23 protein-coding genes and 1 tRNA gene are annotated in these 24,305 nt (G+C 34.2%); 7 read left to right on the forward strand and 17 right to left on the reverse strand.

The genetic code is table 11. The features are described from left to right. Positions 1 to 61 precede the first annotated feature (61 nt). The 11 genes from ACHMWN_RS16055 to ACHMWN_RS16105 all read right to left on the reverse strand — a co-directional run bounded on the left by ACHMWN_RS16055 (position 62) and on the right by ACHMWN_RS16105 (position 7,203). Entirely contained in the window at positions 62 to 439 is a 378-nt protein-coding gene (locus ACHMWN_RS16055; protein WP_397303155.1) for a DUF4406 domain-containing protein, read from the reverse strand. Continuing rightward, complete coding sequence (nudK, locus tag ACHMWN_RS16060; protein WP_397303607.1) at positions 439 to 963, reverse strand: GDP-mannose pyrophosphatase NudK; 525 nt, start codon at positions 961 to 963, stop codon at positions 439 to 441. The genes ACHMWN_RS16055 and nudK overlap by 1 nt, the downstream gene beginning before the upstream one ends. A gap of 86 nt (positions 964 to 1,049) precedes the next feature. After that, entirely contained in the window at positions 1,050 to 1,499 is a 450-nt protein-coding gene (locus ACHMWN_RS16065) for a MarR family winged helix-turn-helix transcriptional regulator (RefSeq protein WP_397303157.1), read from the reverse strand. Then, positions 1,499 to 1,678, reverse strand: a complete 180-nt coding sequence (locus ACHMWN_RS16070; RefSeq protein ID WP_397303160.1) for a DUF5522 domain-containing protein — start codon at positions 1,676 to 1,678, stop codon at positions 1,499 to 1,501. The genes ACHMWN_RS16065 and ACHMWN_RS16070 overlap by 1 nt, the downstream gene beginning before the upstream one ends. Next, positions 1,678 to 2,634 carry an exonuclease gene (locus tag ACHMWN_RS16075; RefSeq protein WP_397303161.1) on the reverse strand — a complete coding sequence of 319 codons (957 nt, stop codon included), beginning with the start codon at positions 2,632 to 2,634 and terminating at the stop codon, positions 1,678 to 1,680. Before ACHMWN_RS16075 ends, ACHMWN_RS16070 begins: the two co-directional genes overlap by 1 nt. Before the next feature lie 16 nt (positions 2,635 to 2,650). Further along, positions 2,651 to 3,241: a dephospho-CoA kinase gene (gene coaE / locus ACHMWN_RS16080; protein ID WP_397303164.1), complete on the reverse strand. Its 591-nt coding sequence runs from the start codon at positions 3,239 to 3,241 to the stop codon at positions 2,651 to 2,653. Beyond that, complete coding sequence (locus ACHMWN_RS16085; protein ID WP_397303167.1) at positions 3,241 to 4,188, reverse strand: CdaR family protein; 948 nt, start codon at positions 4,186 to 4,188, stop codon at positions 3,241 to 3,243. The genes coaE and ACHMWN_RS16085 overlap by 1 nt, the downstream gene beginning before the upstream one ends. Positions 4,189 to 4,259: 71 nt before the next feature. Then, entirely contained in the window at positions 4,260 to 4,586 is a 327-nt protein-coding gene (gene yajC, locus ACHMWN_RS16090; RefSeq protein WP_173270147.1) for a preprotein translocase subunit YajC, read from the reverse strand. A gap of 68 nt (positions 4,587 to 4,654) precedes the next feature. Continuing rightward, positions 4,655 to 5,101 carry a DUF1573 domain-containing protein gene (locus ACHMWN_RS16095; protein ID WP_397303171.1) on the reverse strand — a complete coding sequence of 149 codons (447 nt, stop codon included), beginning with the start codon at positions 5,099 to 5,101 and terminating at the stop codon, positions 4,655 to 4,657. 22 nt (positions 5,102 to 5,123) lie between these two features. After that, the gene (gene nusB / locus ACHMWN_RS16100; protein WP_397303174.1) at positions 5,124 to 6,074 is read right to left on the reverse strand and encodes a transcription antitermination factor NusB; all 951 of its coding nucleotides are present in this window, start codon (positions 6,072 to 6,074) and stop codon (positions 5,124 to 5,126) included. A gap of 40 nt (positions 6,075 to 6,114) precedes the next feature. Further along, positions 6,115 to 7,203: a Glu/Leu/Phe/Val dehydrogenase gene (locus ACHMWN_RS16105; protein WP_397303176.1), complete on the reverse strand. Its 1,089-nt coding sequence runs from the start codon at positions 7,201 to 7,203 to the stop codon at positions 6,115 to 6,117. A gap of 103 nt (positions 7,204 to 7,306) precedes the next feature. On the opposite strand from ACHMWN_RS16105, the gene ACHMWN_RS16110 reads away from it, so the two are divergent. The 3 genes from ACHMWN_RS16110 (at position 7,307) to ACHMWN_RS16120 (ending at position 11,204) form a co-directional block, all read left to right on the forward strand. Then, positions 7,307 to 9,097 (forward strand): ABC transporter ATP-binding protein, encoded by a 1,791-nt coding sequence (locus ACHMWN_RS16110; RefSeq protein WP_397303179.1) that lies wholly within the window; start codon positions 7,307 to 7,309, stop codon positions 9,095 to 9,097. A gap of 502 nt (positions 9,098 to 9,599) precedes the next feature. After that, positions 9,600 to 9,932, forward strand: a complete 333-nt coding sequence (locus tag ACHMWN_RS16115) for a DUF3276 family protein (RefSeq protein ID WP_397303181.1) — start codon at positions 9,600 to 9,602, stop codon at positions 9,930 to 9,932. 357 nt (positions 9,933 to 10,289) lie between these two features. Further along, on the forward strand, positions 10,290 to 11,204 hold the full coding sequence (locus ACHMWN_RS16120; protein WP_397303184.1) for a serine hydrolase: 915 nt from the start codon (positions 10,290 to 10,292) through the stop codon (positions 11,202 to 11,204). A gap of 195 nt (positions 11,205 to 11,399) precedes the next feature. Here ACHMWN_RS16120 and ACHMWN_RS16125 read toward each other — a convergent pair whose 3' ends face one another. Further along, positions 11,400 to 11,864 carry a DUF5362 family protein gene (locus ACHMWN_RS16125; protein ID WP_397303186.1) on the reverse strand — a complete coding sequence of 155 codons (465 nt, stop codon included), beginning with the start codon at positions 11,862 to 11,864 and terminating at the stop codon, positions 11,400 to 11,402. Positions 11,865 to 11,972: 108 nt separating this feature from the next. Between ACHMWN_RS16125 and ychF the strand changes: the two genes are divergently transcribed. Beyond that, the gene (gene ychF, locus ACHMWN_RS16130) at positions 11,973 to 13,067 is read left to right on the forward strand and encodes a redox-regulated ATPase YchF (protein WP_397303189.1); all 1,095 of its coding nucleotides are present in this window, start codon (positions 11,973 to 11,975) and stop codon (positions 13,065 to 13,067) included. A gap of 217 nt (positions 13,068 to 13,284) precedes the next feature. Here the strand turns inward: ychF and mgtE are convergent, their stop codons facing one another. After that, the gene (mgtE, locus tag ACHMWN_RS16135; protein WP_397303192.1) at positions 13,285 to 14,661 is read right to left on the reverse strand and encodes a magnesium transporter; all 1,377 of its coding nucleotides are present in this window, start codon (positions 14,659 to 14,661) and stop codon (positions 13,285 to 13,287) included. Between the two features lie 126 nt (positions 14,662 to 14,787). On the opposite strand from mgtE, the gene ACHMWN_RS16140 reads away from it, so the two are divergent. Beyond that, positions 14,788 to 14,859, forward strand: a tRNA-Arg gene (locus ACHMWN_RS16140). Positions 14,860 to 14,960: 101 nt separating this feature from the next. After that, positions 14,961 to 16,163, forward strand: a complete 1,203-nt coding sequence (locus ACHMWN_RS16145; RefSeq protein WP_397303195.1) for a GAF domain-containing sensor histidine kinase — start codon at positions 14,961 to 14,963, stop codon at positions 16,161 to 16,163. 60 nt (positions 16,164 to 16,223) lie between these two features. Here ACHMWN_RS16145 and ACHMWN_RS16150 read toward each other — a convergent pair whose 3' ends face one another. From ACHMWN_RS16150 to ACHMWN_RS16165, 4 genes are all read right to left on the reverse strand, one after another. After that, on the reverse strand, positions 16,224 to 17,633 hold the full coding sequence (locus ACHMWN_RS16150) for a TolC family protein (protein ID WP_397303197.1): 1,410 nt from the start codon (positions 17,631 to 17,633) through the stop codon (positions 16,224 to 16,226). A 100-nt stretch (positions 17,634 to 17,733) separates the two neighbouring features. Next, positions 17,734 to 20,901 carry an efflux RND transporter permease subunit gene (locus tag ACHMWN_RS16155; RefSeq protein ID WP_397303199.1) on the reverse strand — a complete coding sequence of 1,056 codons (3,168 nt, stop codon included), beginning with the start codon at positions 20,899 to 20,901 and terminating at the stop codon, positions 17,734 to 17,736. A 7-nt stretch (positions 20,902 to 20,908) separates the two neighbouring features. Beyond that, positions 20,909 to 22,105 carry an efflux RND transporter periplasmic adaptor subunit gene (locus ACHMWN_RS16160; RefSeq protein ID WP_397303202.1) on the reverse strand — a complete coding sequence of 399 codons (1,197 nt, stop codon included), beginning with the start codon at positions 22,103 to 22,105 and terminating at the stop codon, positions 20,909 to 20,911. 78 nt (positions 22,106 to 22,183) lie between these two features. Next, entirely contained in the window at positions 22,184 to 22,783 is a 600-nt protein-coding gene (locus tag ACHMWN_RS16165) for a TetR/AcrR family transcriptional regulator (RefSeq protein ID WP_173273566.1), read from the reverse strand. Positions 22,784 to 23,067: 284 nt separating this feature from the next. Between ACHMWN_RS16165 and ACHMWN_RS16170 the strand changes: the two genes are divergently transcribed. Next, entirely contained in the window at positions 23,068 to 24,300 is a 1,233-nt protein-coding gene (locus tag ACHMWN_RS16170; protein ID WP_397303204.1) for a YaiO family outer membrane beta-barrel protein, read from the forward strand. The last annotated feature ends 5 nt before the right edge of the window (positions 24,301 to 24,305 follow it).

Here is a 24,305-nt window from a genome sequence, read left to right on the forward strand (position 1 = left end):
TATTGCTAAATCGTCATTGTAAGTACGAAGCAATACTACAATGAAGTAAAGGCTGTATAACTTATCGCTTTAAGTTGGGGATTTTTGATTTATCGAGAAATATAATTTTTTCTTTTACCTGTCCTATTTTTACCATTTCATCTGCTCCTGTTGAAGCCCCTCCAATTCTTAAAATTGCATCGCAATGATTAATTAGGTTTATGGCTATTGGATGGAAAATCTCATTAAAAATATCATCTCCAATTTGTCTTGAACCTGCTGCTTCAATAAGTGGTAAAGCAAACCATTCTCCTAATACAGGCATATGTCCCATTCTATATAACTCTAATGCTGTATCAGTCATTGCCTTTACATTTGCTTCAATTAAATGTGGATTATCATTTGTGCCTGAACGATAAGGTCCTGCCACAAGTATCATAAGAGGTCTGTCTATTTGCATTAAAGTATATTATTGAGTCTTATATATTGAAGTAATAGTATTGTCTTTCCATCTTTAATCTCTCCGTTTTCTATCATACTCATTGCCTTTTCGATTTTGAATTCTAAAACTTCAATATTTTCTTCTTCATGCTCCAAACCACCACCTTCATTTACTTTCATTTCTTTCGAATATTCGGCAATAAAAAAATATAGGATTTCTGTTACAGAACCCGGCGACATATATGCTTCAAAAATTTTATTTACATGTGTAATCTTATATCCGGTTTCTTCTTCGGTCTCTCGCTTGATACAATCTTCTGCATTATCTTTGTCCAATAATCCCGCACAAGCTTCAATTAACATCCCTGTTTCATTTCCATTTATGAATGTAGGGAGGCGAAACTGTCTAGTGAGAATTACCGTTTCTTGATGTTTGTTATAAAGTAAAATTACAGCACCATTTCCTCTATCATAGGCTTCTCTACTCTGAGTAAGTTTAGTACCATCCTTTTTTGTATACTCATAAGTTATTTTTTTAAGTATATACCAATTGTCAGAAAAATCTTAGTATCTACTATTTTTATATTGTCTATCATTTTCAGCTTGTCATTTAAATTGTAATCTAGCTTTTACCCTCTCATTTTATCTAACAAGAGATTTAGCCTTTCAGCTTCTTCAGGTGTAAGATTAGGTGCAATTAAAGTAGAAAAATCAATTTTCTTGTTTATTTCTTTTAACAAAGATAGACCTGCATCAGAAATAATAATGTCAACTGCTCTTTTGTCGTATGTATTAATAGTTTTCTTAACGTATCCCTTTTGAATTAATCGATCTACAATTCTAGAGGTGTCGCTCATTTTGTCCACTATTTTAGCTTGAATTAAACCTATGGTAGAAGGACTTGGGTATTGATTTCTGATGATTTTTAACACATTGTACTGCTGTTGAGTAATATCAAAAGGCAATAATATGTCTTTTACTTGCTGACTACTCCAATGGAACGTGTGTGTAATGTTAATTAGGGTCTTTTGGAATATGTTTTCAGATTTTTGGGTTTTTGTTTCTTTTTCTACTAGCATTATTTGTTTTTCGGTTGGTTAGATGATGGAAGTGAGGTTTTCTGACTATTATCTTTCCCATAATTCCACGGACAATGCTTGCATTTATTTTTACAGCAATATCCTCTTTTTAAATGATATGCTGCTGTAAAAACCATTAGGCCATCTTCGTTGAGATAATAATCAATACCTTCTTCCATTAATTAAGCAATTTAACGACCAAATTAGGAGCAAAATAAGATTGTAACTGTGTACCACTTCCATGAGTTGTCCAAACCTGTTGAGGAGCAACATTTTTTATAGTTTCCAAAATGGCTTTCCAATCCACATGATCTGAAATATACAATTGAACTTCGTTTTTACTTTGTAAGTGTTTCCACCCTGTGGCAAAAATCCGAACCACATTTATAGCTTTTATATAACTATGAAAAACCATTGGTGGTACAATGTAAATCATACCAGATTGGTTATTTTTCATCACCTTTCTATCGTAAACTTCATATTTACCAACCTGCATGCCCATTTGCTCGTAAATTTTCACAAAAGGCATAATACTATGATGCACCAATATTCTTTTTTCAGGGCAATACTGATTGATCATGCTGATTAAACGTTGACTTTTGCCAAGTGCATAAGCGCCCAACATGATATTCATTTTCACCTCGTTTAGCTTTTCAATTTCAGTTATCGCATTAGGATGTTCCGTTTCTGGATTTGCGAAAGTAGTTTCAGTAATCAGCACATCTGCACTCACAAACTCAATGGGTTCACAGGTGGCATCTTCCTCCAATTTATAATCTCCAGTATACAAATAATCCACGCCCTCATAACTCATCAATACTAAAGCAGAGCCTAATATATGTCCAGCAGGATAAAAACTGAGTTCAACTCCATTTATTACGAATTTCTCTTTGTAAGTTTTAATGTGAAAATCTGCAGCAGCGAATTTTTTGTACCGATGTTGCATAAAAACTGATGTCGCTTCGGTACAATACACATTTTGATTTCCACCAACTGCATGATCGCCATGCGCATGAGAAATTACAGCATGTACTACAGGCTCCTTTGGATCTAAATAGAAGTTACCATAGCTACAAAATAAGCCAGTTTTAGTTTGAACGATAAAATCGTCTATAATTTGAGTGGGGTTTGACATAAGTTTAATTTAGCAGCTAAAGGCTTAAAAACTGCTGATGTAAATCTAAAACTTGTAGAATAACTGAGGTATTTTCAGTGTTATCAATAAAATAATCAGCCATTTTAGCTTTTTGTTCATCGGTAAACTGCTTATCCATTCTGGCTTGTACTTGTGCTTCTGTAACTCCATCGCGTTGCATTACTCTTGCTAATTTTAAGCTTAAAGGTGCAGTCACTAATATGTTTTTATCGCACATTTTATACGAACCACTTTCAAATAACAGAGCGGCTTCTTTAAGTGTATATGGCACTGATTGTGGCATTTCTTTTTCCCAAACATCAAATGCCCTAAACACTGCTGGGTGTACTAATGAGTTTAATTTTTCGAGCTCTGCTTTATTATTGAATACAATATTTGCGATATGTTGATTGTTTAAAATCCCAGTAGGCGAATAACTTGCAGCACCAAAGGCTTCTTTAACTCCTTCTACTAAAATTAAATCTGTAATCATGAGCTGTTTAGCAACAGCATCTGCATAAAAAACAGGAATACCCAACGTTTCGAACACTTTACAAATAGTGGTTTTCCCACTACCAATTCCGCCTGTTATACCTACTTTTAACATTATTTTTCGATGATAAAATTGATTTTATTAGGCGTTACGCTTAAAAATTTACAATAATCTGGAAAACGAGTAACTTTCACAGAAAACTTATGATGACCTAATTGTTTCCACTCGTTCACATCGACTGAGGCTTCTATAAAATCCTCATCTACTTCTTGATAACTTGATAAAGCAACCATAAACTTAACCGTTACTTTTTTTGGATAGAGTTTAATATCGTAAAAATCTTTGTTATTGATTACGTTAAGTGGTACTTCAACAGTTTTCTCGGTAAATTCATCAACAGGGATTTTCACATTAACACTACTTGGGTAAATGCTTATATTATTGGAGCTATTTTGTTTAATTGCTATTCTACTATTGGTAGGTTTTTGTAAGTTTTCCAATTTTAACGTATCGGTATACCAAGCTGATATTTTTGCTAACTCTTCTTGCGGACCAGAAATATTTACATACGCTGGTGTTAATTGTATTTGATTTGAAATTCCGTATTGTTTAACAAAACTTAAATTTGACACCAGTTTTATAGGTACACGCTTATTTGTGCGTTTTGAAAAATCGAAATATAAGGTATCTGGCTTTATAGAAATGATTTTTTGAGCACTTCCTAATTGCTTATTAATTTGTGGCAATTGCTCTGAAAACAGCACGAAACTTCTGTTACTTAATTTTTCTAAACTTACGGTAATGGACTGCGGTTTAATGCGCAAACGCGAAAAAAGCAATTGCCAGCCAGTTCCTTCTACTTGTAAATCCACTACATCAGGCTGTAAAGGTTTAAATGCTTTTTTTTGTGGTTCATCTTTGTATATCAACTCTGTTTTAGCTGTATACATGTATTTATTATTAAGCGCCATAAATAACCAAGCAGCTATTGCACAAAGTAAGCAGGTAATGAGTAATACAAACCGCTTGCGCTCTATTTTAGTTAGTTTAATAAATGGCATGGTGTAAATTTACAAAAAAAAAGCCGCTCTCTCGAAATTACGAAAGAGCGGCCTTAACATGTAGAGATTAATTATGCTTTTGGAGTTGCCGCAGTAGTAGCTGCTTTAGTTGCATCTAAAGAAACTGCAGATTTATCGAAACGAATTTTTGTTCCACCTTCAACTTCAATTAAAAAAGTAGTATCGTTTGAACCTACAATTTTACCATGAATACCAGCGGTAGTTACAATTTTATCGCCAATACCCAAACCTTCAACTAATTTTTTATGGTCTTTAGCTTTTTTTACTTGAGGTCTAATCATAAAGAAATAGAAAACAATCATAATTAATACCATTGGTATGATTGTACTATATAGGCTATTTCCGCCCGCTGCTTGTAAAATTACTGGTGATGTCATTATTATATTTTGTTTAAATGTTGAATTGCTTTATTGTTAATTGTTATCTTATTTTGGTTAACCAAAAACTATTTTACTTCTTTTACCTCGCCTACCAAGTGTAATTTCGCTGCTTCTGGATTTGCATTAGAAGTGATAGTCACAACTTTATCTTGCATTCCCATTTTACCTGTACTATCGAATGTTACTTTAATAACACCTTCTTCCCCTGGCTTAACTGGAGCCTCAGGATATTCTGGTTTAGTACAACCACAGGTAGCAGTTGCATCTGTAATAATTAATGGCGTTTTACCATTATTTTTAAACTTGAATTCGAAATGTACTTTCTCACCCTGTTTAATTGCGCCAAAATCGTAAATCTCTTTTTCAAATTTAACTTTAGGCGCATCTTCAGCTAAAACTGCAGGTGTTGTACCAGTTACTGCAGCAGCTTTTTCTTCTACTTTTTTAGATGCACTTTGTTTACATGCTGTAAAGGCAATTGCAACTAATGCGATAGCAAATATTCTTCTCATTCGTTTTTATTCTTTTAAGATATTAGTCTTCTATTAGACCTCTACCTAGCTTTTTAATACTATTTGTTCTTTTTAAATCGTTTAAAATTTTATCTAAGATACCGTTTATAAACGAATTACTTTTCGGTGTACTGTAATCTTTTGATAACTCTAAGTACTCGTTAATGGTTACCTTAACCGGAATAGATGGAAAATTCATCAACTCGCAAATGGCCATTTTCATTAAAATAGTATCCATTAATGCAATTCTTTCCGATTCCCAATTTTTAGTGCGCTCAGCAATTAATTCCTGATAAGCGTTATCATTTTTTAAGGTATAGGCAAAAAGATCTTTCACAAATCTGCTATCTTCTACCCAATCAGCACTAATTGGTGTTAGTTTATTTTTAAATGGATCTTCCGAAGTAAAGTTCTTTAATGTTTTAGCAATCATGCCTTGCATTACTTCTCTATCTACCGACCAGTTGATGAATTTATCTTCAAATGCTTGAACGATATTTAAATTCTTCAATAATATTTTACGGAAAATGAATTTGATGATTTCTTTAGAACTTTCTAACGTTTCCTCTCCTTCTTCAAGATAAGCAGCATATTCTTTTGTATCCTTTAATTTAATGAAAATAGATTTCACCAATTCTGGATCTGCATGCCAATTCACTTGGTATTTATTAATTGCCGCAGTATATTCTGGATTTTGCTTTAAGGTTACTGCAAATTTATTGTGCAATAATTTCTGATTTGGACTTAAATCCTCCGCAGTTGGCAAATGTTTATTTGCTCTTTCAATTGCATCGTTTGCGGTATATTCTGTTACATCCACCAATAAGGCAAGCATACGGATATACATTTCGTAAACACTATCAATACTTTGCATTAAAGTTTTTTGACTGCTTACTACATCTTTTTTTTCTGTCATGTGCCAAGCAAAAATATTTTGCAAAGCTTTGATTCTTAGGTGCCTTCTGTTTAACATGAATGTAAGAACGAGTGGTAATTTCTACCGTTTATACTAATTAATATGATGATTTTATTTTTTTAATGTCGCTTATTCTTTTTTCCGCAATTCTAGCCGCAGCTAAATTGGTAGGTATTTTTTCTGATTTAGATAACTTAAATACTTCGCGAGTTGCATCGTATATATGCTCGGTTAATTGCATGGTACGTTTTTTACCAAATCCTGTTAATTCAGAGTAGCAGTTAATTAAACCTCCAGCATTAATTAAATAATCTGGTGCATATAAAATTCCTTTATCCAACAACAACTGACCATGAACATCTTCATCTGCCAATTGGTTATTTGCCGAACCAGCAATGATAGAGAATTTCATGTTTTTTATGGTTTTATCATTCACTGTAGCACCTAATGCGCATGGCGAATAAATATCTGCACCAATGGTGAATATTTTATCTGCATCGATTGGTTTTGCTTTGTATTTACGAGCAACCTCATGCAAACGTTCTTCGTTAATATCGCTAATGTAAACCTCTACATTTTCTTGTCTCAACAAATCAACCAAGTGCTCACCAACATTACCAATACCTTGTACTACTACAGATTTACCAGCCAACATATCGGTACCAAAAACTTCTTTAACCGATGCTTTGATTCCTAGAAAAACTCCTTTAGCAGTATATAGCGCAGGATTACCAGCACCGCCTAATGATTCTGGAACACCTGTAACATGGCTAGTTTCCATGCGGATATATTCCATATCTCTAGTCGTAGTACCCATATCTTCGGCAGTAATAAATTCACCGTTTAGATTTTTGATAAAACGACCATAACTTCTCATTAAAGCCTCAGTTTTATTCTTTCTTAAGTCTCCGATAATTACTGCTTTTCCACCGCCTAAATTTAATCCAGTAATGGCAGATTTATAGGTCATTGCTTTCGATAAACGCAACACATCTTCTAAAGCCTCAGCTTCAGAACTGTAATTAAACATACGTGTTCCGCCTAAAGCAGGACCTAATGTGGTATCATGAATAGCAATAATGGCTTTTAATCCGGTATCGGGATCATTGCAAAAAACCACTTTTTTATGGCCTGATGCGCTTAATTGGTCTAAAACAGAAGTGACGATAGAACTAGTACCAGACATACAAATTTGTTGAATTGACGGTGGCAAAATTAAGATAAAAAAACCATTATTTTACTTTGTTTTTATTAAAAAAAGAAACTCTTTTGGCTAACTTTACCAGCTGATGAAACATCTTCTATTTTTAAACAAATACTTCTATAAATATAAATGGTGGATAATTCCTGGAATTATCTTTGTCATCATTTCAAATATATTTGGCGTTGTACCTGCACAAGTAGTTGGCCATGCGTTTAACTTAATCACCGAAAACATTTTAATCTATCAGTTATTTGATGGCTTTGATCGTCAGCAAATTATCTATGATATTTTTAGTTATAGCTTATTCTTTTTTGGCGCACTCATATTAGTAATGTACCTCATCAGAGGATTGTTTTTATTCTTTATGCGACAAACCATCATCCTCATGTCTAGACATATTGAGTACGATATGAAGAATGAAATTTATGCGCATTATCAAAAATTAAGTCTCGGTTTCTACCGTCGGAATAATACTGGAGATTTAATGAATCGTGCTACAGAAGATGTAAATAGAGTGCGAATGTATGTTGGACCAGCTATTATGTATACCATTAATACGGCTGTTTTATTCTCATTAATTATCTATTTCATGTTTGATGTAAATAGCAAATTGGCTATTTATTGTTTACTTCCACTTCCAATTTTAGTCGTTACCATTTATTATGTAAACACGATTATCAATCAAAAAAGTGAGCGAATTCAAGAACAGTTGTCACGATTATCGAGTTTTGTACAAGAACGGTTTTCAGGCATTCGCGTAATTAAATCGTATGTAAGAGAAAATCAAACACAATCCGTTTTTGCAGACGAAAGTATTGCGTATAAGAATAGTTCTATGAATTTGGTTAAAGTTCAGGCATTATTTTACCCTACCATGCTTTTATTGGTTGGCTTAAGCACTATTTTAACGGTGTATATAGGTGGAAAGCAAGTAATGGAAGGTTCCATTACCCCTGGTAATATTGCCGAATTTATAGTGTATGTAAATCAGTTAACTTTTCCTGTAACCATGCTCGGTTGGGTAACTACCTTAATTCAAAGAGCAGCAGCATCGCAAAAACGGATTAATGAATTTTTACAACTACAACCTGATATTACTTCTACAACTTCGGAAACCCCTGTTTTTGATGGAAAAATTAGTTTCAAGAATGTAAGTTTTACGTATCCAGATACGGGTATTGAAGCCATAAAAGATGTCAGTTTTGAAGTAGAAAAAGGGCAATTTGTAGCAGTAATTGGCAGAACTGGGTCTGGAAAATCTACGTTGGCCAATTTAATTATGCGCATGTATGATTCTGATTCAGGAAAAATTGAAATTGACGGCATTGAATTAAGAAATTTAAACTTAAGTAATTATAGAAATCAGATTGGCTTTGTACCTCAAGAGGTATTTCTTTTTTCTGATACCATTAAAAATAACATCGCTTTTGGTTTAAGTGAAGTCAAATCTGGTCAGGTAGAGAAAGCTGCTCAAAACGCAGCAGTATACAACAACATTATAGATTTTGACTTGAAGTTCGAAACCATGCTTGGCGAACGTGGCATTACACTTTCTGGCGGACAAAAACAGCGTGTTTCTATTGCTAGAGCATTAATTAAAGAACCTAAAATATTAATATTTGATGATTGTCTTTCGGCAGTTGATACCAAAACCGAAGAAGAAATATTAGGCAATTTAGGCGAAATTATGAAAGGCAAAACGTGTATTTTAATTGCGCATCGAATATCAACCATTAAAAACGCCGATAAAATTATTGTGTTAGATGATGGAAAAATTATCGAGCAAGGCACACATCACGAATTGCTTAAAAATGGTGGTGTTTATGCAGAAATGTACGACAATCAATTATTAGAAGAAGAGAATTCATCTGTTTAATTTAGCTTCATTTAAAACAGAATTTGATGATGTTAATGGTATCAATCGTTTAAAAAATTGAACGAACTTTACCAAAAAACTGTATATTTAAAAATCATCCCACCCTCACCTTTCTTCAATACAAATCCTAATTTTTTCTTGATGCTTATCGCGACATTAAGGCGACCTTATGGCGACCTTACCGCGACTTATGCTTTGGTAGAGCTCTAGTCAAACTCGTGTTTAGTTTAGGTTACTTACCAGTTTTGATGCACACAGGTTTTCAAAAGTGGACATTTTCTCGAATAAGACTATAACTAGGCAAGGAGTTGATCAATACGCACACAACTTATATACCGTAAACTACGTAAAACTGATTTAATCAACTTCGCTAAAACATAAACACTCTTTAGGCCAAATGGTATTATATATTAATTTGAACAATTACTATAATTCTATTTTGAACTTTAATAATTATTGCTTTATATTTACCCCAACCTTAAACTAATTACAACACACAACAATGGGAGATTTTGACAACAAAGAGAGAGAAGAGGTTTTTTCTAAGAAAGTTAGAGCTGGTAAGCGTACTTACTTTTTTGATGTAAAAGCAACACGTTCAGGCGATTATTACCTAACCTTAACAGAGAGCAAAAAGAGATTAGAGGATGGTGTTTTTGTAAAACATAAAATCTTTTTATACAAAGAAGACTTTGAAAAATTTACAGAAGGTTTAACAGAAACTGTAGAGTATATCAAATCTCATCAAGAAGTAGTTGAAAAACGTTACGAATATTCTGAAAATGCAGAATATAATCATACACCAAAAACTGAAAGCGACGATTTTTCTTTCTAATTAAAAAATAACATATAAAAGTCCTCTGATTAAAATCAGGGGATTTTTTTTGTGCTATTATTAACATGCATCAGTTTGTTATTTTAATTAACTCAAGCCTAAGCAAGACTCATTCGTTAACCTAAGATCGACCTTGTCCAGTGCGGAAACTACCAATTACCCTACGTAGAAACTTTAATAGCGCTGGGTGCAGTCGTGGGTTTTTTTGCATACTTTTTTCATCTACAGGAAAAAAGTTTGTCCGCGAAGCGATAGAACATAAATATACCTCAGAAATCAGTTCTTAAATACAATGTTTGTCACTAGTTGCCATCTAGGCACTGAATTAATTATATTCGTTTAATCAAATCCTTAACCATGAAATCATTTAAACTGCTGTTCATTTTACTTTTTGTTGGAACTCATCTATTTGCTCAAGAAGAAAAAACGGACACCAAACTCACTAAAATGCTAGCAGAGCTTGCTAAAGACTTTAAAGGTGATGTTGGAATGTATGTGAAAAACCTAAAAACTGGTAAAACTGCAAGTTTTAATGCAGATACCATCTTCCCAACAGCAAGTATGGTTAAAGTACCCATCACCTGTGGTATTTTTAATAAAATAGAAAAAGGTGAGCTCAGTTATCAAGCGCAATTAATTTATAAAGACAGCTTACTATATGCTGGTGAAGATATTTTAGGTTCTTTTAAAAACAATGAAAAGATTTGGCTGAGTAAGGTTTTAATGCTAATGATTACCACTAGCGATAATACAGCAAGTTTATGGAGCCAAAGTTTAGCAGGAACTGGAACAGCGATAAATGAATTAATGGAGCAAAACGGATTAAAATATACACGTGTAAATTCTAGAACGCCTGGCAGAGAGCAAAACCGCAAGCAATTTGGTTGGGGACAAACCACACCACGAGAAATGGCAACACTATTAACCCTTATTCGCGATGGAAAAATGATTAGTCCTGCAGCATCAGAACGTATTTACCGTAATTTAATCCGCATTTATTTTGACAAAGAAGCATTATCTGAAATCCCTCCTTATGTTCAAGCTGCATCAAAATCTGGTGCGGTAGATGAAGCACGTTCGGAAGTGGTTTTGGTAAATGCACCACATGGCGATTATGTATTTTGCATTGCTACAAAAAACCAAAAAGATACCTCTTGGACTCATGATAACGAAGGTACTACGCTTATAAGAAAGCTTAGTCGAACATTATGGCACTATTTCGAGCCAAAATCTGATTGGAAACCCGCAGCAGGAATGGAGAAATATTATTAAACTGAGTTCGAATAATAAATCTTGCTTTTATTAGAATTGCCGTCATTGCGAGGTACGAAGCAATCTTACAACTCAAGCAAAGGAGTATAACCCGCCGCTTTAGGATTGCTTCGTACCTCGCAATGACGATTTGACGTTACAATAACCTGTAAATAATCATTTTATCAAATTTAATAATCGAACTCCAATTATTAACTAAACTTGGCTAGCCATTATAGAAGAGATAATTAACAATGCATACAGGCTGATACAGATAATAGTTAATATACCCCAATATTTAAAGAGAGATTTTAGCTTACTCAATGCATCATTCAAACTGTTTTGTTCTCCATATAAAATGCCTTGCTTGGCTTTAGAAGAATATTTGAACATTAATAAACTTGGATAAAAAACAGCAAAGGCATATACTAAACAAATTACTGTAAAAAAGATGCTTCCAAATCTACCCATCTGCCCTGCCATCAGCATAATTTCTGGACTAGAATTCATTGCAGCACCTATTGTAAATGCACCAATAACCATCATACCTGTAAAAACAAAACCTACAATAGCTAAAAAGCCAGCCCATTTGGCTATTTCGTAAAGGTGGCTACGCATTTCTTCACTTACTACTAAATTGTTTTGTTCTGGTGTTTCGTTGGTCTCTTCTAAGTTTTCCATTTTAAGGTCTTTATATTGATTTTCAAAGATAAACATAATAAATATTAATATCTTTGCGCCCTTTGAGGGTGAAAATCGTAAATCGTAAATTTAAAATCTAAGATATAAATGGCATTACAATGTGGTATAGTTGGCTTACCAAATGTGGGTAAATCGACCTTATTTAACTGTTTATCAAACGCAAAAGCACAGGCTGCAAATTTTCCTTTCTGTACTATTGAACCAAATATTGGTGTAATTACTGTACCAGATGATCGTTTAACTAAGCTTGCAGAATTGGTAAAACCGAATAAAGTTCAACCAAATACTATTGAGATCGTAGATATTGCTGGTTTAGTGAAAGGTGCATCTAAAGGTGAAGGTTTAGGTAATCAGTTTTTAGGGAACATTAGAGCAACAAGTGCAATTATACACGTTTTACGTTGTTTTGATGATGGCAATGTAATACATGTGGATGGCTCTGTTGATCCTATTCGTGATAAAGAAATTATTGATACTGAATTACAGTTGAAAGATTTAGATACAGTAACCAAACGTATTCAGAAAGTAGAAAAAATGGCTAAAACTGATAAAGAAGCCAAAAGAACTTTCGATATTCTTTCTGTGTTTAAAGCTCATTTAGAAACTGGAAAATCTATCCGCACTGCGAAAGTAGAAAAAGATGATTTTGACTTTATTGAAGATTTAGGTTTACTTACTCAAAAACCTGTAATGTACGTGTGTAACGTTGATGAAGGTTCGGTAATTAATGGCAATACATATGTTGATTTAGTTAAAGCTAACGTTGCTGATGAAAACGCTGAAGTTTTAGTAATATCTGCTAAAATTGAATCGGAAATTGCTGAATTGGATAGCTATGAGGAACGTCAGGAGTTTTTAGCAGATTTAGGATTAACGGAATCTGGTGTAAATAAATTGATTAGAGCGGCCTACCGATTACTTGATTTGTATACTTACTTTACTGCGGGTGTACAAGAGGTTAGAGCTTGGACAATCACCAAAGGGTTTACTGCTCCGCAAGCTGCTGGTGTAATCCATACCGATTTCGAAAAAGGATTTATTCGTGCTGAGGTGATTAAATACAATGATTTTATAACACTTGGTTCTGAAGCTGCTTGTAAAGAAGCTGGTAAGCTAGGTGTTGAAGGTAAAACTTATGTAGTTGAAGATGGTGATATTATGCACTTTAGATTTAACGTATAAGTTTTAATTTTGTTTAAAATATATAAGCTACCTCTAAAGGGTAGCTTTTTTTGTTGGTCGAAGTCAAGTCCTCTTTGCGATCCCGATTTTTCATCGGGAGTGGCAATCTCCTATTTGCAGGTTATCAAGTTTTTCTGTTTTAAGCATGGAGGAGATTGCTACAGTCGGTGAAGAATCTCCTTCGCCATGACGAAAATTGCATTGCTTTTCAAAAGCTTTAAAGCAATATCCCTTTTAAAACTAAAACGGCAATACTAAAGTAAATTACAATTCCGGTTACATCTACCATGGTGGCTACAAAGGGTGCAGATGAGGTAGCAGGATCGAGCTTTAAACGTTTCATGATAATTGGCATCATAGAACCGATTAAACTACCCCAAAGAACAATTCCTATAAGGGTAAAAAATATGGTTAAGGCAATTAGAAACCAATGTGTACCATAGTTATACAAATCAAGATTTTGCCATAAAGATATTCTGATAAAGCCAATAGTGCCAAGGATTAAACCCAATAGTAATCCCGAAATAAGCTCTCGTCGCATTACTCGCCACCAAGATGCAATAGTGACTTCTCCGAGTGCCATTGCCTGTATGATTAAAGTAGAGGCTTGCGAACCACTATTGCCACCACTACTCATAATTAATGGTATAAAGAGAGAGAGTACTACTGCTTTTTCCAATTCAATTTCGAAGTGTTGCATGGCAGTTGCCGTAAGCATTTCTCCAAGGAAAAGAACAATTAGCCAGCTTGCTCTTTTTTTAACAAGTTTTAGAATTGGCATATCTAAATAGGGTTCATCAAGTGCTTCTGTACCCCCTATTTTATGCATATCTTCAGTGTATTCTTCGTGTGCAATCCACAAAATATCGTCAATAGTTACAATACCTAACAGGATATTCTGATCGTCGATTACAGGCAAAGCAACTCTGTTATTCATCCTGAACACATTAATTGCCTCTTCTTGCTGGTCGTTTACTTTTAAAGCAATTAAACGGTTATCCGTGAGTTCTCCAATTTTAACCTCAGGGTCTGCTAGGAGAATTTCTCGAATTCGAATATCATCTAAAAGTACCCCGTCTTTGTCTATAACATATACCACATCTATGGTTTCAGAATTTTTACCATAGCGACGAATGTGTGAAAGTACACGGTTAACTGTCCACTCTATTTTGACGGCTATAAAATCTGGCGTCATCAATCGCCCAACGCTATCTTCTTTGTAGCCTAATAGATTTAACGCTTCTTTTCTATCGTTATCTGGAAGCAGGCTAAGGAGCTTTTTAACTGCGTCGCCTTTCAACTCTCCTAATAATGCGGTTCTATCATCGGGCGGTAGTTGCCTAATAATTTCTGTTAGTTTATTGTTTTGAAGTTTTTTAATGATCCGCTCTTGCGTAGGGAAATCGAGAATACGAAATACGTTTACGGCTCTTTTGATGGAAAGTGTTTCGATGAATTTAACAGCATGTTGTGGAAGTTCGTCTATTAAATGTTCTACATCTGAGATGTTGAGTTCATTTAAATAGGTTTTTAACTGCCTATCACTATCGTTTTCTAACAATTGTAATATTTCATCTACTAGCAGTTCTTCCATAACACTATTTTTAAAATTACATCTTATTTCTGTTTACATCGTTTTGCAAAAGTGCCTTTTTCTTTTCAGAAAGCCAATTATTAATATCCAAAATAGTTTTATATTTTTGCTAGGCATTAAATAACTGTTCCCGTAGTTCAATGGATAGAATTATGGTTTCCGGTACCATCGATATGAGTTCGAATCTCGTCGGGAACACATTACATCAACAGCCTTTCTTAAATTTGGAAGGGCTGTTTGATTAAAACCTTAAGATTTACTTTTACGTAAATACAGTTTTGAACGCTAAATTTTAAAAAATGCCTACAAATATAGTCCCGATCCCTGCAAATGAAATGGATAGAATATTAAATTTATATGAATTTGATATTGATTATTCAAACTTAGAAAGCACTTTTAAAGACCTTACTCGCTTAGCAGCAAAAATTTCAGGAACCGATATTTCATTGGTTAATCTGATTGATTCATATACACAATGGTCAGTCTCAAATTTTGGTTTAGATATAGACCAAATGGCTAGAGAAGACTCGGTTTGTCAATACACGATATTAGAAGATGATCATTTCGAAGTAGAAGATCTTTCTATCGATACTCGTTTTCAAGATAAATCATACGTAGCCAATCCACTTAATTTGCGTTATTACTTTGGTGTTCCTTTAAAAACAAATACCGGACATAACATTGGGGCACTATGTGTATTAGATAAGGGGCAAAAGAAATTAACTCCAGAAAAAATTGAGCTGTTAAAAATAATCGCCAAAGAAATTATAACAAGACTAAATACGATAAAGGTTATTGAAGATTTGAAAAACAGACTCTTAGCGGAAAAGGAAACGAGTAAGAAGGTTGCTCATGATATTAGAGGTCCGTTAGCCGGTATTATTGGGGTTTCTGAAATTATTCAAGATCAGGGTAATGATAGCAAGCTTGCAGATATTTTAGAAATGGTTAACTTAATACATACCAGTGGTAAATCTGTTTTAGATTTGGCAGATGAAATTTTAACAGAAAAAAGGATTAGCAAACCGTTAAAAGAGGATGATTTTAATTTATTAGTACTAAAAGAGAAACTTTTAAAGTTGTATACCCCTCAAGCTAAATACAAGGATATCAATTTCACTGTACATATTAATGAAACAAATGAAACCATAGGTTTTTCTAAAAATAAATTGCTACAAATTATAGGGAACTTAATTTCCAATGCACTTAAGTTTACAACAGAGAAAGGGAATGTAGGTGTAGATTTAGATTTGCAAACAATTGAAGATCAAAAATATTTAAACATAGCAGTGACTGATGATGGAGTTGGGATGAGCGATGAATCTATCGATCGTATTTTAAATGGAACCAATACATCTTCAGATGGTACCGTAGGCGAAAAAGGTTATGGTTTTGGATTGGTGATGGTTAAACACTTAATTGATGGCTTAAAAGGTAAACTAGAAATTAGCTCTATTGAAGGAAAAGGAACGAAATTCGAAGTTAAAATTCCACAATATTAAAAAAGGTTCCATGAAACATGGAACCTTTGCTAAACTATCGTCAGCATGATGAACGAAATACTATTGCCAACCTCCACCTAGTGCTCTATATAAAGAAACACTAGCATTTAATTGTGCTGTTTTTAAGGTAGTTAAATCTAATTCCCCTTGTAATAAATTTCCTTGAGCGGTAATTACCTCTAAGTAATTTGCCATTCCACTTTTAAAAAGTAAGTCTGAATTTTTAACCGCTAATTGTAATGTTTTCACTCTGTTTTGAGCAATAGCATATTCAGATTTAAGGTTAACTATTTTGGCTTGTTCATTCGAAACTTCTACCACTGCACCAATTACAGCTTGTCTGAATAATAAAACCGATTGATCTCTTTCTACTTTAGCTAATTCAAATTGGGTTTTCAACTCTTTGCGTTGAAAAATGGGTTGGGTAATTCCTCCACCAACAACACCAAATAATGAAGCTGGAATGTTAAACCAATTGCTTGCTTGAAAAGAATTCAATCCGCCACTTGCAGAGATCACTAAACTTGGATATAATCTTGCGTTTGCAATACCAACTTTAGCATTTGCAATTTTCAATCCTAATTCTACATTTTTCACATCCGGTCTAATGCTTAACATCGTTGCCGGCACACCAGTTGCCAATTGATCTGGAACAGTTAGTTGCTCTAAAGTAATTGCTCGTTCTACAGCAAAAGGAAATCTTCCTGTTAAAGCACTTAAGGCATTTTCTTGAATACTTATTTCTTGTGTAATTTGAGGAATGAATTGAGCTGCTCTTAACTGTTGTCCTTCTGCTTGTTGAATAGCTAATGATGTAACTTGGCCAGCATCAAACTGCATTTTTATCATTTTTAATGTATTGTCTGTTAATTCTACATTTCTTTTGGCTACAGTTAATTGTGCATCAAGCATTAATAATCTGTAAAAGCCTGAAGCTACTTCTGCTACAATTCTAGTCTGTACGGCTTTTTTAACCTCGGCAGATTGTAAATATCCAGCGTATGCTGCTTCTTTTTGTTTTTTAATCTTGCCCCAAATATCTGCCTCCCAAGTTAAAGCTAGATTTGCGTTATAATCTTCAATGTGACTTGTATTTAAAAATTGCGAAGTACTTAATCCGTTTAAACTGTTATCCGATGGACGATTTGAACTTGCATTAATTTGCAAATTCAATTGGGGAATATTACCCAATTTCGCTCTCTTCAAAATCAGCTCTGCTGCATCAATATTTTTTAAGGCAATTTGTAAATCGAAGTTTCTAAGTAGCGCACTATCTATTAAATTCAGCATTGCTGGATTACTGAAAAACTCTTTTACTGGTAGTGAGCCAATGCTAGCATCTTCAGTAGTTGCTGTCCCCCTAAAGTTAATAGGTACATCTTTAACTGGTGTTGCAATGTCTTTTGTAAGACCACAACTGCTTAACACCAAAAGCAAGATTGCGAGAGAACTAGTTATTATTGTTTTCATTTTATTATATTTTTAATTGTACCATTTCCTTAACCACAAGGAAATTAGTGGCAAGAACTCACTTAAAACTGGTTGTTCTTGTTGTGTTTGATTGTTTTGATTAGTTTCCATGATTTTCTGAATGTATTTCTGCGTGCTCAACCGCTAATGGAGCACCGGTAATTTTTTCTTGTAAAAACTGAAAGATGATAAACAATACAGGAATAACGAATACGCCCAAAATAACTCCAAAAACCATCCCTCCTGCTGCTGCAATACTAATAGAGTGATTTCCTAATGCTGATGGCCCAACGGCTCTCATCATTGGAATCATACCTACAATAAATGCTAATGAAGTCATGATAATTGGACGTAACCTTAATTTTGCAGCCTCCAGCGATGCTGATAATAAAGTTTTTCCTGCTCTCCTACGCTGAATGGCAAACTCTACAATTAGAATGGCATTCTTAGCCAGCAAACCAATTAGCATAACTAGTGCTACCTGCACATAAATGTTGTTTGAAATTCCTGTTAAACCAATTGCAGCAAATACACCAAATATTCCTGTCGGGATAGATAGAATTACCGCCCAAGGCAAAATGTAACTTTCATACTGAGCTGATAACAAGAAATAAACGAACAATAAACACAGGATAAAAATGATAGCAGATTGTCCACCAGACGAAAGCTCTTCTTTGGTCATTCCAGAAAATTCATAGCCATAACCGCCTGGCAATTGTTTTGCTGCAACTTCTTCTACTGCTTTTATGGCATCACCAGAACTAAAACCAGGTTTTGTCATTGCGTTTAACCCTATTGAATTAAATAGATTGTAACGTGATGCTGTTTCTGGCCCATAAACTCTTTCCAACTTTACCAAGGTATTAATTGGAACCATTTCACCTGTTTTGTTTTTCACAAACACACCATCCATTGCGGCCGAATTTGCACGGTCTGTTTTATCTGCTTGCACAACCACTCGGTAATATTTACCAAAACGGTTAAAGTCTGATGCTTGTGCACTACCGAAATAAGCTTGCATGGTTTGCAAAATATCTTTCACACTCACACCCAATTGCGCTGCTTTTACTTCATCTAATTTCATTTCTAATTGAGGATAGTCAGATTTAAATGAGGTAAAGGCAAAGGCGATTTCTGGACGTTTCATCAGCTCTGCTATAAAATTGCTAGAAACTGCGCTAAACTTATCTAATGAGCCACCAGTTTTATCTTGTAGCACCATATCTAATCCATCGATATTACTAAACCCTGGAACAGTTGGAAAAGTGAACACAAAGAAATTAGCACCTTTAATGGCTGATAATTTGCCCCTAACTTCATTCATAATTCCATCAATATCCTTTATCTTACCTCTATCATCTGTTAATTTCAACAACACAAATAATACTCCTGATGATGGACTAGACGATTGTGTAAGCATATTGAAACCTGATAAACCCATTAAAGTTTGTTTAGACTCCATATTGCCTAGTAAACTTTCCGCTTGTTTAATTACATCCGTTGTACGATCTAAAGATGCTCCTGCTGGCATTGAAAGTGAGATAGCTAAAAAGCCTTGGTCTTCTGATGGGATAAAGCCTGATGGGGTTCTTTTTATCATCACTGCCGTAGAAATAATTACCGCAGCTAAGCCAACTAATGTCAACCAACGAAAGCGAACTAAGAATTTTAACGTATTGGTGTATTGATTGGTAATTTTCTCAAATCCTGAGTTAAAGCCTGCAAAGAATTTCTCTTTAAACGTTTTCTTTTCCGCACCTGTGTGATGAATTTCTTTCAAAAACAAGGCAGCCAAAGCTGGACTTAACGTCAATGCGTTTACTGCAGAAATTACAATCGCAATAGCCAAGGTAAAGGCAAACTGTCTATAAAATAAACCTGTTGAGCCTTCCATAAATCCTACTGGCAAAAACACAGCAGACATAACTAGGGTAATGGAAATAATTGCACCAGTAATCTCACTCATCGCGGCAGCAGTTGCAACTTTTGGCGCTAAATGGCGATGTTCCATTTTTGCGTGTACCGCCTCGACGACCACAATTGCATCATCGACGACAATACCAATTGCTAAAACCAACGCAAAAAGTGTAAGGAGATTGATTGAGAAGCCGAAAATCCACATGAAGAAAAACGTTCCCAAAATGGCTACTGGTACTGCAATAGCTGGAATTAACGTAGAACGGAAATCTTGCAAAAAGATGAATACAACAATGAAAACCAAAATAAAGGCTTCAATTAACGTGTGTATTACCTGATCAATTGACTGATCTAGTGAATTCTTTGTATTATATAAGATTAAGTGTTTTACGCCTTTTGGAAAGTTCTTTGAAGATTTTTCCATCAGCTTTGCAATAGCAATTTGGATTTGATTTGAGTTAGAACCTGCTAATTGAACAATACCGATATTAATACCTGGTTTACCATTTACCCTAGTAAAATTGGTATAAGAATATGCACCAAATTCTATTCTTGCTAAATCTTTTAATCGTAAAATAGAACCATCGGGATTAGCTTTGATAACCATTTCGCCATATTCATCTGGCTTGTTTAATTTTCCTTTATAAGTAATTACGTATTCAAAAGACTTTTTACTGCTTTCGCCAAATTTACCTGGTGCAGCTTCTAAGTTTTTATCCTGAATAACAGCCATTACTTCTTTTGGTGTTAATCCGTAGGTTGCCATTTTCGAAGGATTTAACCAAACTCGCATCGAGTAATCTTTATTGCCACCAAAAATGCTTGCAGAACCCACACCTGGAATACGTTTAATATCTGGAATGATATTGATTTGAGCGTAATTAGCTAAAAAAGTCTGATCGTAGTTTTTCTCATCATCCGTGAAAAGATCGACCACCATAATTAAACTGTTTTGTTGTTTTGCGGTAGTGATACCAGCTTGTACAACTTCGGTTGGCAATTGACTTGTAGCTTGCGAAACCCTATTTTGAACGTTTACAGCAGCTTGATCGGGGTTGGTACCTAATTTAAAGTAAACTGTAATTACTAATGATCCATCGTTACTTGCTGTAGAGCTCATGTAACTCATGTTTTCTACCCCGTTAATTGCTTCTTCTAATGATGGGGCTACAGAACGCAATACCGTTTCTGCATTCGCACCTGGATAAAAAGCCATCACCTGAACAGCAGGAGGAGCTATGTCTGGAAATTGTTGTAGTGGTAATTTAGATAATCCTAGTACACCTAGAATTACTAAAAGGATAGAAATAACCGTCGCTAAAACCGGTCTATTTAGAAATATTTTGAACATCTTATTATTATTTATTTGAGGCGTTATAAGCAGTTACTGCTTTTATTTTTTCAGGCTGAATTAAATCTCCTTCTTTTAAACTTTCGAAACCTTTAGATACAATTTGGTCTCCTGATTTCAACCCATCTTCTACCAAATAATTGGTACCGCTTGTACCTAGCACCTTTATGGGTTGTTTACTTATTTTGTTGTCTTTACCTACTGCAAATACAAACACTTTATCTTGAATTTCGATAGTTGAAGCTTGCGGCACTAATAGGATATTACTATGTTCAATGCCCAATCTCACTTTACCTGTATTGCCAGATCTTAATAAACCTTGTGTATTTGCAAAACTGGCTCTTAATGTAATAGCACCTGTAGTTTTATCAAACTGACCGTCTATCATGTCTATTTTCCCTGTTGAAGGATAAATTGTTTGATCTGCTAAAACCAAAGAAACTGCTGGCAAATGTTTAATTCTATCTGCAACCGAATTGCCTTGGTATTTTGCGTTAAAATTGATGAAGTCGGTTTCTGCTAAAGAAAAGTAAACATGTACTTCACGAACATCAGAAAGTTGGGTTAGAGATTCAACATCTGTTGGACCCACCAAACTGCCTTGTTTTTTAGGCAACCTGCCGATGTAGCCACTTATTGGCGCTTTAATTTGAGTATAGTTTAAATTGATTTGCGCACTATTCACATTAGATTTTGCTTGTTCAACATTTGCTAAAGCTATTTCATGTGCTGTTTTTGCAGTTTGCAGTTGAAACGCAGAAACCACTTTTGCTTGAACTAATGGAGTTAGCTTATCAATTTCAAGTTGTGCATTTAACACAGCAGCTCTTGCAGCTTGTAGCGCAGCTTTTGCTGTATTTAATTGGGCTCTAAAAGGAAGTTCAGAAATTTTAAAAAGCAATTGACCTTTAGTTACTAATTGTCCTTCGTTTACAAGAACTCTATCTATTGTTCCAGCAATTTGTGGACGAATTTCTAAGTCCGTAGCACCTTGTATAGAAGCTGGATAATCTACAAATGTTTCTTGTGAACTTTCATTAATAGTAATTACAGGTAATGCTGGTGCAGGGGCTGCTGCCATTTGATCAGGAGTGTTTGTACAACTAGCTAAAAACAAGACGACTGTAATAACTAACAGAATTACCCATTCGTTAAATAATTTAACATTGTTAGATATTGGAGCAAATTTGGAGATATAATTCATAATTATTGAGATTTTATTTGTTTATTTTAACGTATATAATTTATCTAACAGCGTTAGATTATTGAGCAAAAAAAATGTTTAGTCATTAATAGTTTTAATAATTGCCTTAATCGCACTTCTTAAGATTTGCTGATTAATCTCATCATTGGCTCCTTTCTGAACTAAATTAATAGAAACCAAGCCATGAATTAACGACCAGAAAGTATAATATTTTAAGCAAGAGGTATCTTCAGACACAGGTTGTTTGGTCAATAATTTTTCAATCGCATCATAAAACAAATCCGTTGTATATTCTGCTTCAGGCATTTTAGTGTAGAGTTCGCAACAATTAACTTGCACGCCGTACATTAATTGGTAAAACTCTTTTTCTTCAAAAGCAAAATCCCAATAGGCTAGCCACATTGCTTCTAATTGTTCTTCTGGATCTGTTTTACTATCTCTTGCAGCTTTTACCTTAACACCTAAATGCATATAACCTTGTCTGGTCAATTCAAATAAGATACCTTCTTTATTGGAAAAGTATTCATAAATAATTGGTGCTGTATATTCAATTACATCAGCAATTTTGCGCATACTTAAAGCAGCCCAACCCTCTTGTTTTACAATTTGTAAAGCAGCATCTAAAATACTCTTACGGGTATCTTCTTTCTGACGCTGAATTCTTTCTTTACTTCCCATTTTAATTTAAGTGTTATAAAATAATCTAACACTGTTAAGCAAATGTATAAACAGTTTTAAAAATACATATCATTCTTTTGTCAGATATTTTTAAAGTACCTATATAGCTCATATAAGCACTTTTTGACATTCTATTTTTTGTACATTTTTAATTAGTAGGTCAAATCAAAGAATTTTTATCAACTTTGTAGGTTCAACAACTAACCATTTATTTTGGCTATTTATCCTTGTATTTTTTGCATTTTTAATTACCTTTAAATGCATCCCTAATTATTAAGTATTCCATGAAGTATAGTATACCTCTCTTATTTATATTTTTATTTTGTATTACAGGTGTAAAAGCTCAGTCTGCTGATGATCTTTTTGCGCAAGCTCGTAAAGCTGCATTCGATGAAAGTAATTACCCTAAAGCAATTGCCTTAAGTAAAACTGCTTTACAGGGAAGCCCAGATTATGCAGATATACGTGTGTTTTTAGGTCGTTTATATACGTGGTCGAAAAAACCAGATAGCGCTCGTTTGGCTTTTAATGAAGTAATTACCAAGCAGCCAAAATATGAAGATGCTTATGTTGGCTTGGGCTATTTGGAATATTGGAATGACAACTCTGAAAAAGCATTAACTGTGGTTAACAATGGACTTAAAAATGTGCCAACATCTGAGCCACTAAAGTTGTTAAAGGCAAAAGTTTTAAATGATTTAAAACGTTGGCAGGAGGCTGATGAGGTAGTGAGTGAAGTTTTAAAAAACAATCCTTCTTTAACTGAAGCACGCTCTTTGGCCAGTAGAATTAAAGAGAACAGCGCAAAAAACAAAGTAAGTTTAAGCTACGATTATATTTATTTTGATAAACAATTTAATGATCCTTGGCATTTAGTAAGTGTTGATTATGGTAGACAAACTAAATATGGGTCGATTATTGGCAGAGTAAATTATGCAAATAGATTTAATACGAATGGGTATCAGTTCGAACTTGATATGTACCCTCGCATTTCAAATACCTTTTATGCATATGTAAGTGGAGGAGTTTCTAATACAGTTGGAGTTTTTCCAAAGTATAGAGGCGGATTCTCGCTTTATGCTAATTTACCATTAAGCTTTGAAGCTGAAGCAGGTTTTAGATTCCTACATTTCAGTGATAACACATGGATTTATACAGCTTCAGTAAGTAAATATTACAAAAGTTTTTGGTTTAATTTCCGCACCTATTTAACTCCTTCAACTAACGCCGTTTCTCAGTCCTATGCCTTAACCACACGTTATTATTTTGGTGGAGTAGATGATTATTTTAGTTTAGCACTTGGCACAGGTTTATCTCCAGATGATAATCAAAGCAATGTACTTCTTAACTCTAGTACCTATCGATTAAAGTCCAATAATATCTCATTAGGCTATAGAAAATCTATTAAGACCTTTAATGTGTTGACGCTGAAAGTTGGATACGATAACCAAGAATACTTAAAAGATACAAAGGGTAATCAGTTAGATTTTGGTATTGGCTATTTAAGGAGATTCTAATTCTT

This window comes from Pedobacter sp. UC225_61, assembly GCF_044452285.1.
In the GTDB taxonomy this organism is placed as follows: domain Bacteria; phylum Bacteroidota; class Bacteroidia; order Sphingobacteriales; family Sphingobacteriaceae; genus Pedobacter.

Excerpts from the sequence above, each read along its gene's own strand:
- ACHMWN_RS16055 (WP_397303155.1), bottom strand. The coding sequence starts at position 439 with ATGCAAATAGACAGACCTCTTATGATACTTGTGGCAGGACCTTATCGT.
- ACHMWN_RS16065 (WP_397303157.1), bottom strand. The coding sequence starts at position 1,499 with ATGCTAGTAGAAAAAGAAACAAAAACCCAAAAATCTGAAAACATATTC.
- ACHMWN_RS16070 (WP_397303160.1), bottom strand. The coding sequence starts at position 1,678 with ATGGAAGAAGGTATTGATTATTATCTCAACGAAGATGGCCTAATGGTT.
- ACHMWN_RS16075 (WP_397303161.1), bottom strand. The coding sequence starts at position 2,634 with ATGTCAAACCCCACTCAAATTATAGACGATTTTATCGTTCAAACTAAA.
- coaE (WP_397303164.1), bottom strand. The coding sequence starts at position 3,241 with ATGTTAAAAGTAGGTATAACAGGCGGAATTGGTAGTGGGAAAACCACT.
- ACHMWN_RS16085 (WP_397303167.1), bottom strand. The coding sequence starts at position 4,188 with ATGCCATTTATTAAACTAACTAAAATAGAGCGCAAGCGGTTTGTATTA.
- yajC (WP_173270147.1), bottom strand. The coding sequence starts at position 4,586 with ATGACATCACCAGTAATTTTACAAGCAGCGGGCGGAAATAGCCTATAT.
- ACHMWN_RS16095 (WP_397303171.1), bottom strand. The coding sequence starts at position 5,101 with ATGAGAAGAATATTTGCTATCGCATTAGTTGCAATTGCCTTTACAGCA.
- nusB (WP_397303174.1), bottom strand. The coding sequence starts at position 6,074 with ATGTTAAACAGAAGGCACCTAAGAATCAAAGCTTTGCAAAATATTTTT.
- ACHMWN_RS16105 (WP_397303176.1), bottom strand. The coding sequence starts at position 7,203 with ATGTCTGGTACTAGTTCTATCGTCACTTCTGTTTTAGACCAATTAAGC.
- ACHMWN_RS16110 (WP_397303179.1), top strand. The coding sequence starts at position 7,307 with ATGAAACATCTTCTATTTTTAAACAAATACTTCTATAAATATAAATGG.
- ACHMWN_RS16115 (WP_397303181.1), top strand. The coding sequence starts at position 9,600 with ATGGGAGATTTTGACAACAAAGAGAGAGAAGAGGTTTTTTCTAAGAAA.
- ACHMWN_RS16120 (WP_397303184.1), top strand. The coding sequence starts at position 10,290 with ATGAAATCATTTAAACTGCTGTTCATTTTACTTTTTGTTGGAACTCAT.
- ACHMWN_RS16125 (WP_397303186.1), bottom strand. The coding sequence starts at position 11,864 with ATGGAAAACTTAGAAGAGACCAACGAAACACCAGAACAAAACAATTTA.
- ychF (WP_397303189.1), top strand. The coding sequence starts at position 11,973 with ATGGCATTACAATGTGGTATAGTTGGCTTACCAAATGTGGGTAAATCG.
- mgtE (WP_397303192.1), bottom strand. The coding sequence starts at position 14,661 with ATGGAAGAACTGCTAGTAGATGAAATATTACAATTGTTAGAAAACGAT.
- ACHMWN_RS16145 (WP_397303195.1), top strand. The coding sequence starts at position 14,961 with ATGCCTACAAATATAGTCCCGATCCCTGCAAATGAAATGGATAGAATA.
- ACHMWN_RS16150 (WP_397303197.1), bottom strand. The coding sequence starts at position 17,633 with ATGAAAACAATAATAACTAGTTCTCTCGCAATCTTGCTTTTGGTGTTA.
- ACHMWN_RS16155 (WP_397303199.1), bottom strand. The coding sequence starts at position 20,901 with ATGTTCAAAATATTTCTAAATAGACCGGTTTTAGCGACGGTTATTTCT.
- ACHMWN_RS16160 (WP_397303202.1), bottom strand. The coding sequence starts at position 22,105 with ATGAATTATATCTCCAAATTTGCTCCAATATCTAACAATGTTAAATTA.
- ACHMWN_RS16165 (WP_173273566.1), bottom strand. The coding sequence starts at position 22,783 with ATGGGAAGTAAAGAAAGAATTCAGCGTCAGAAAGAAGATACCCGTAAG.
- ACHMWN_RS16170 (WP_397303204.1), top strand. The coding sequence starts at position 23,068 with ATGAAGTATAGTATACCTCTCTTATTTATATTTTTATTTTGTATTACA.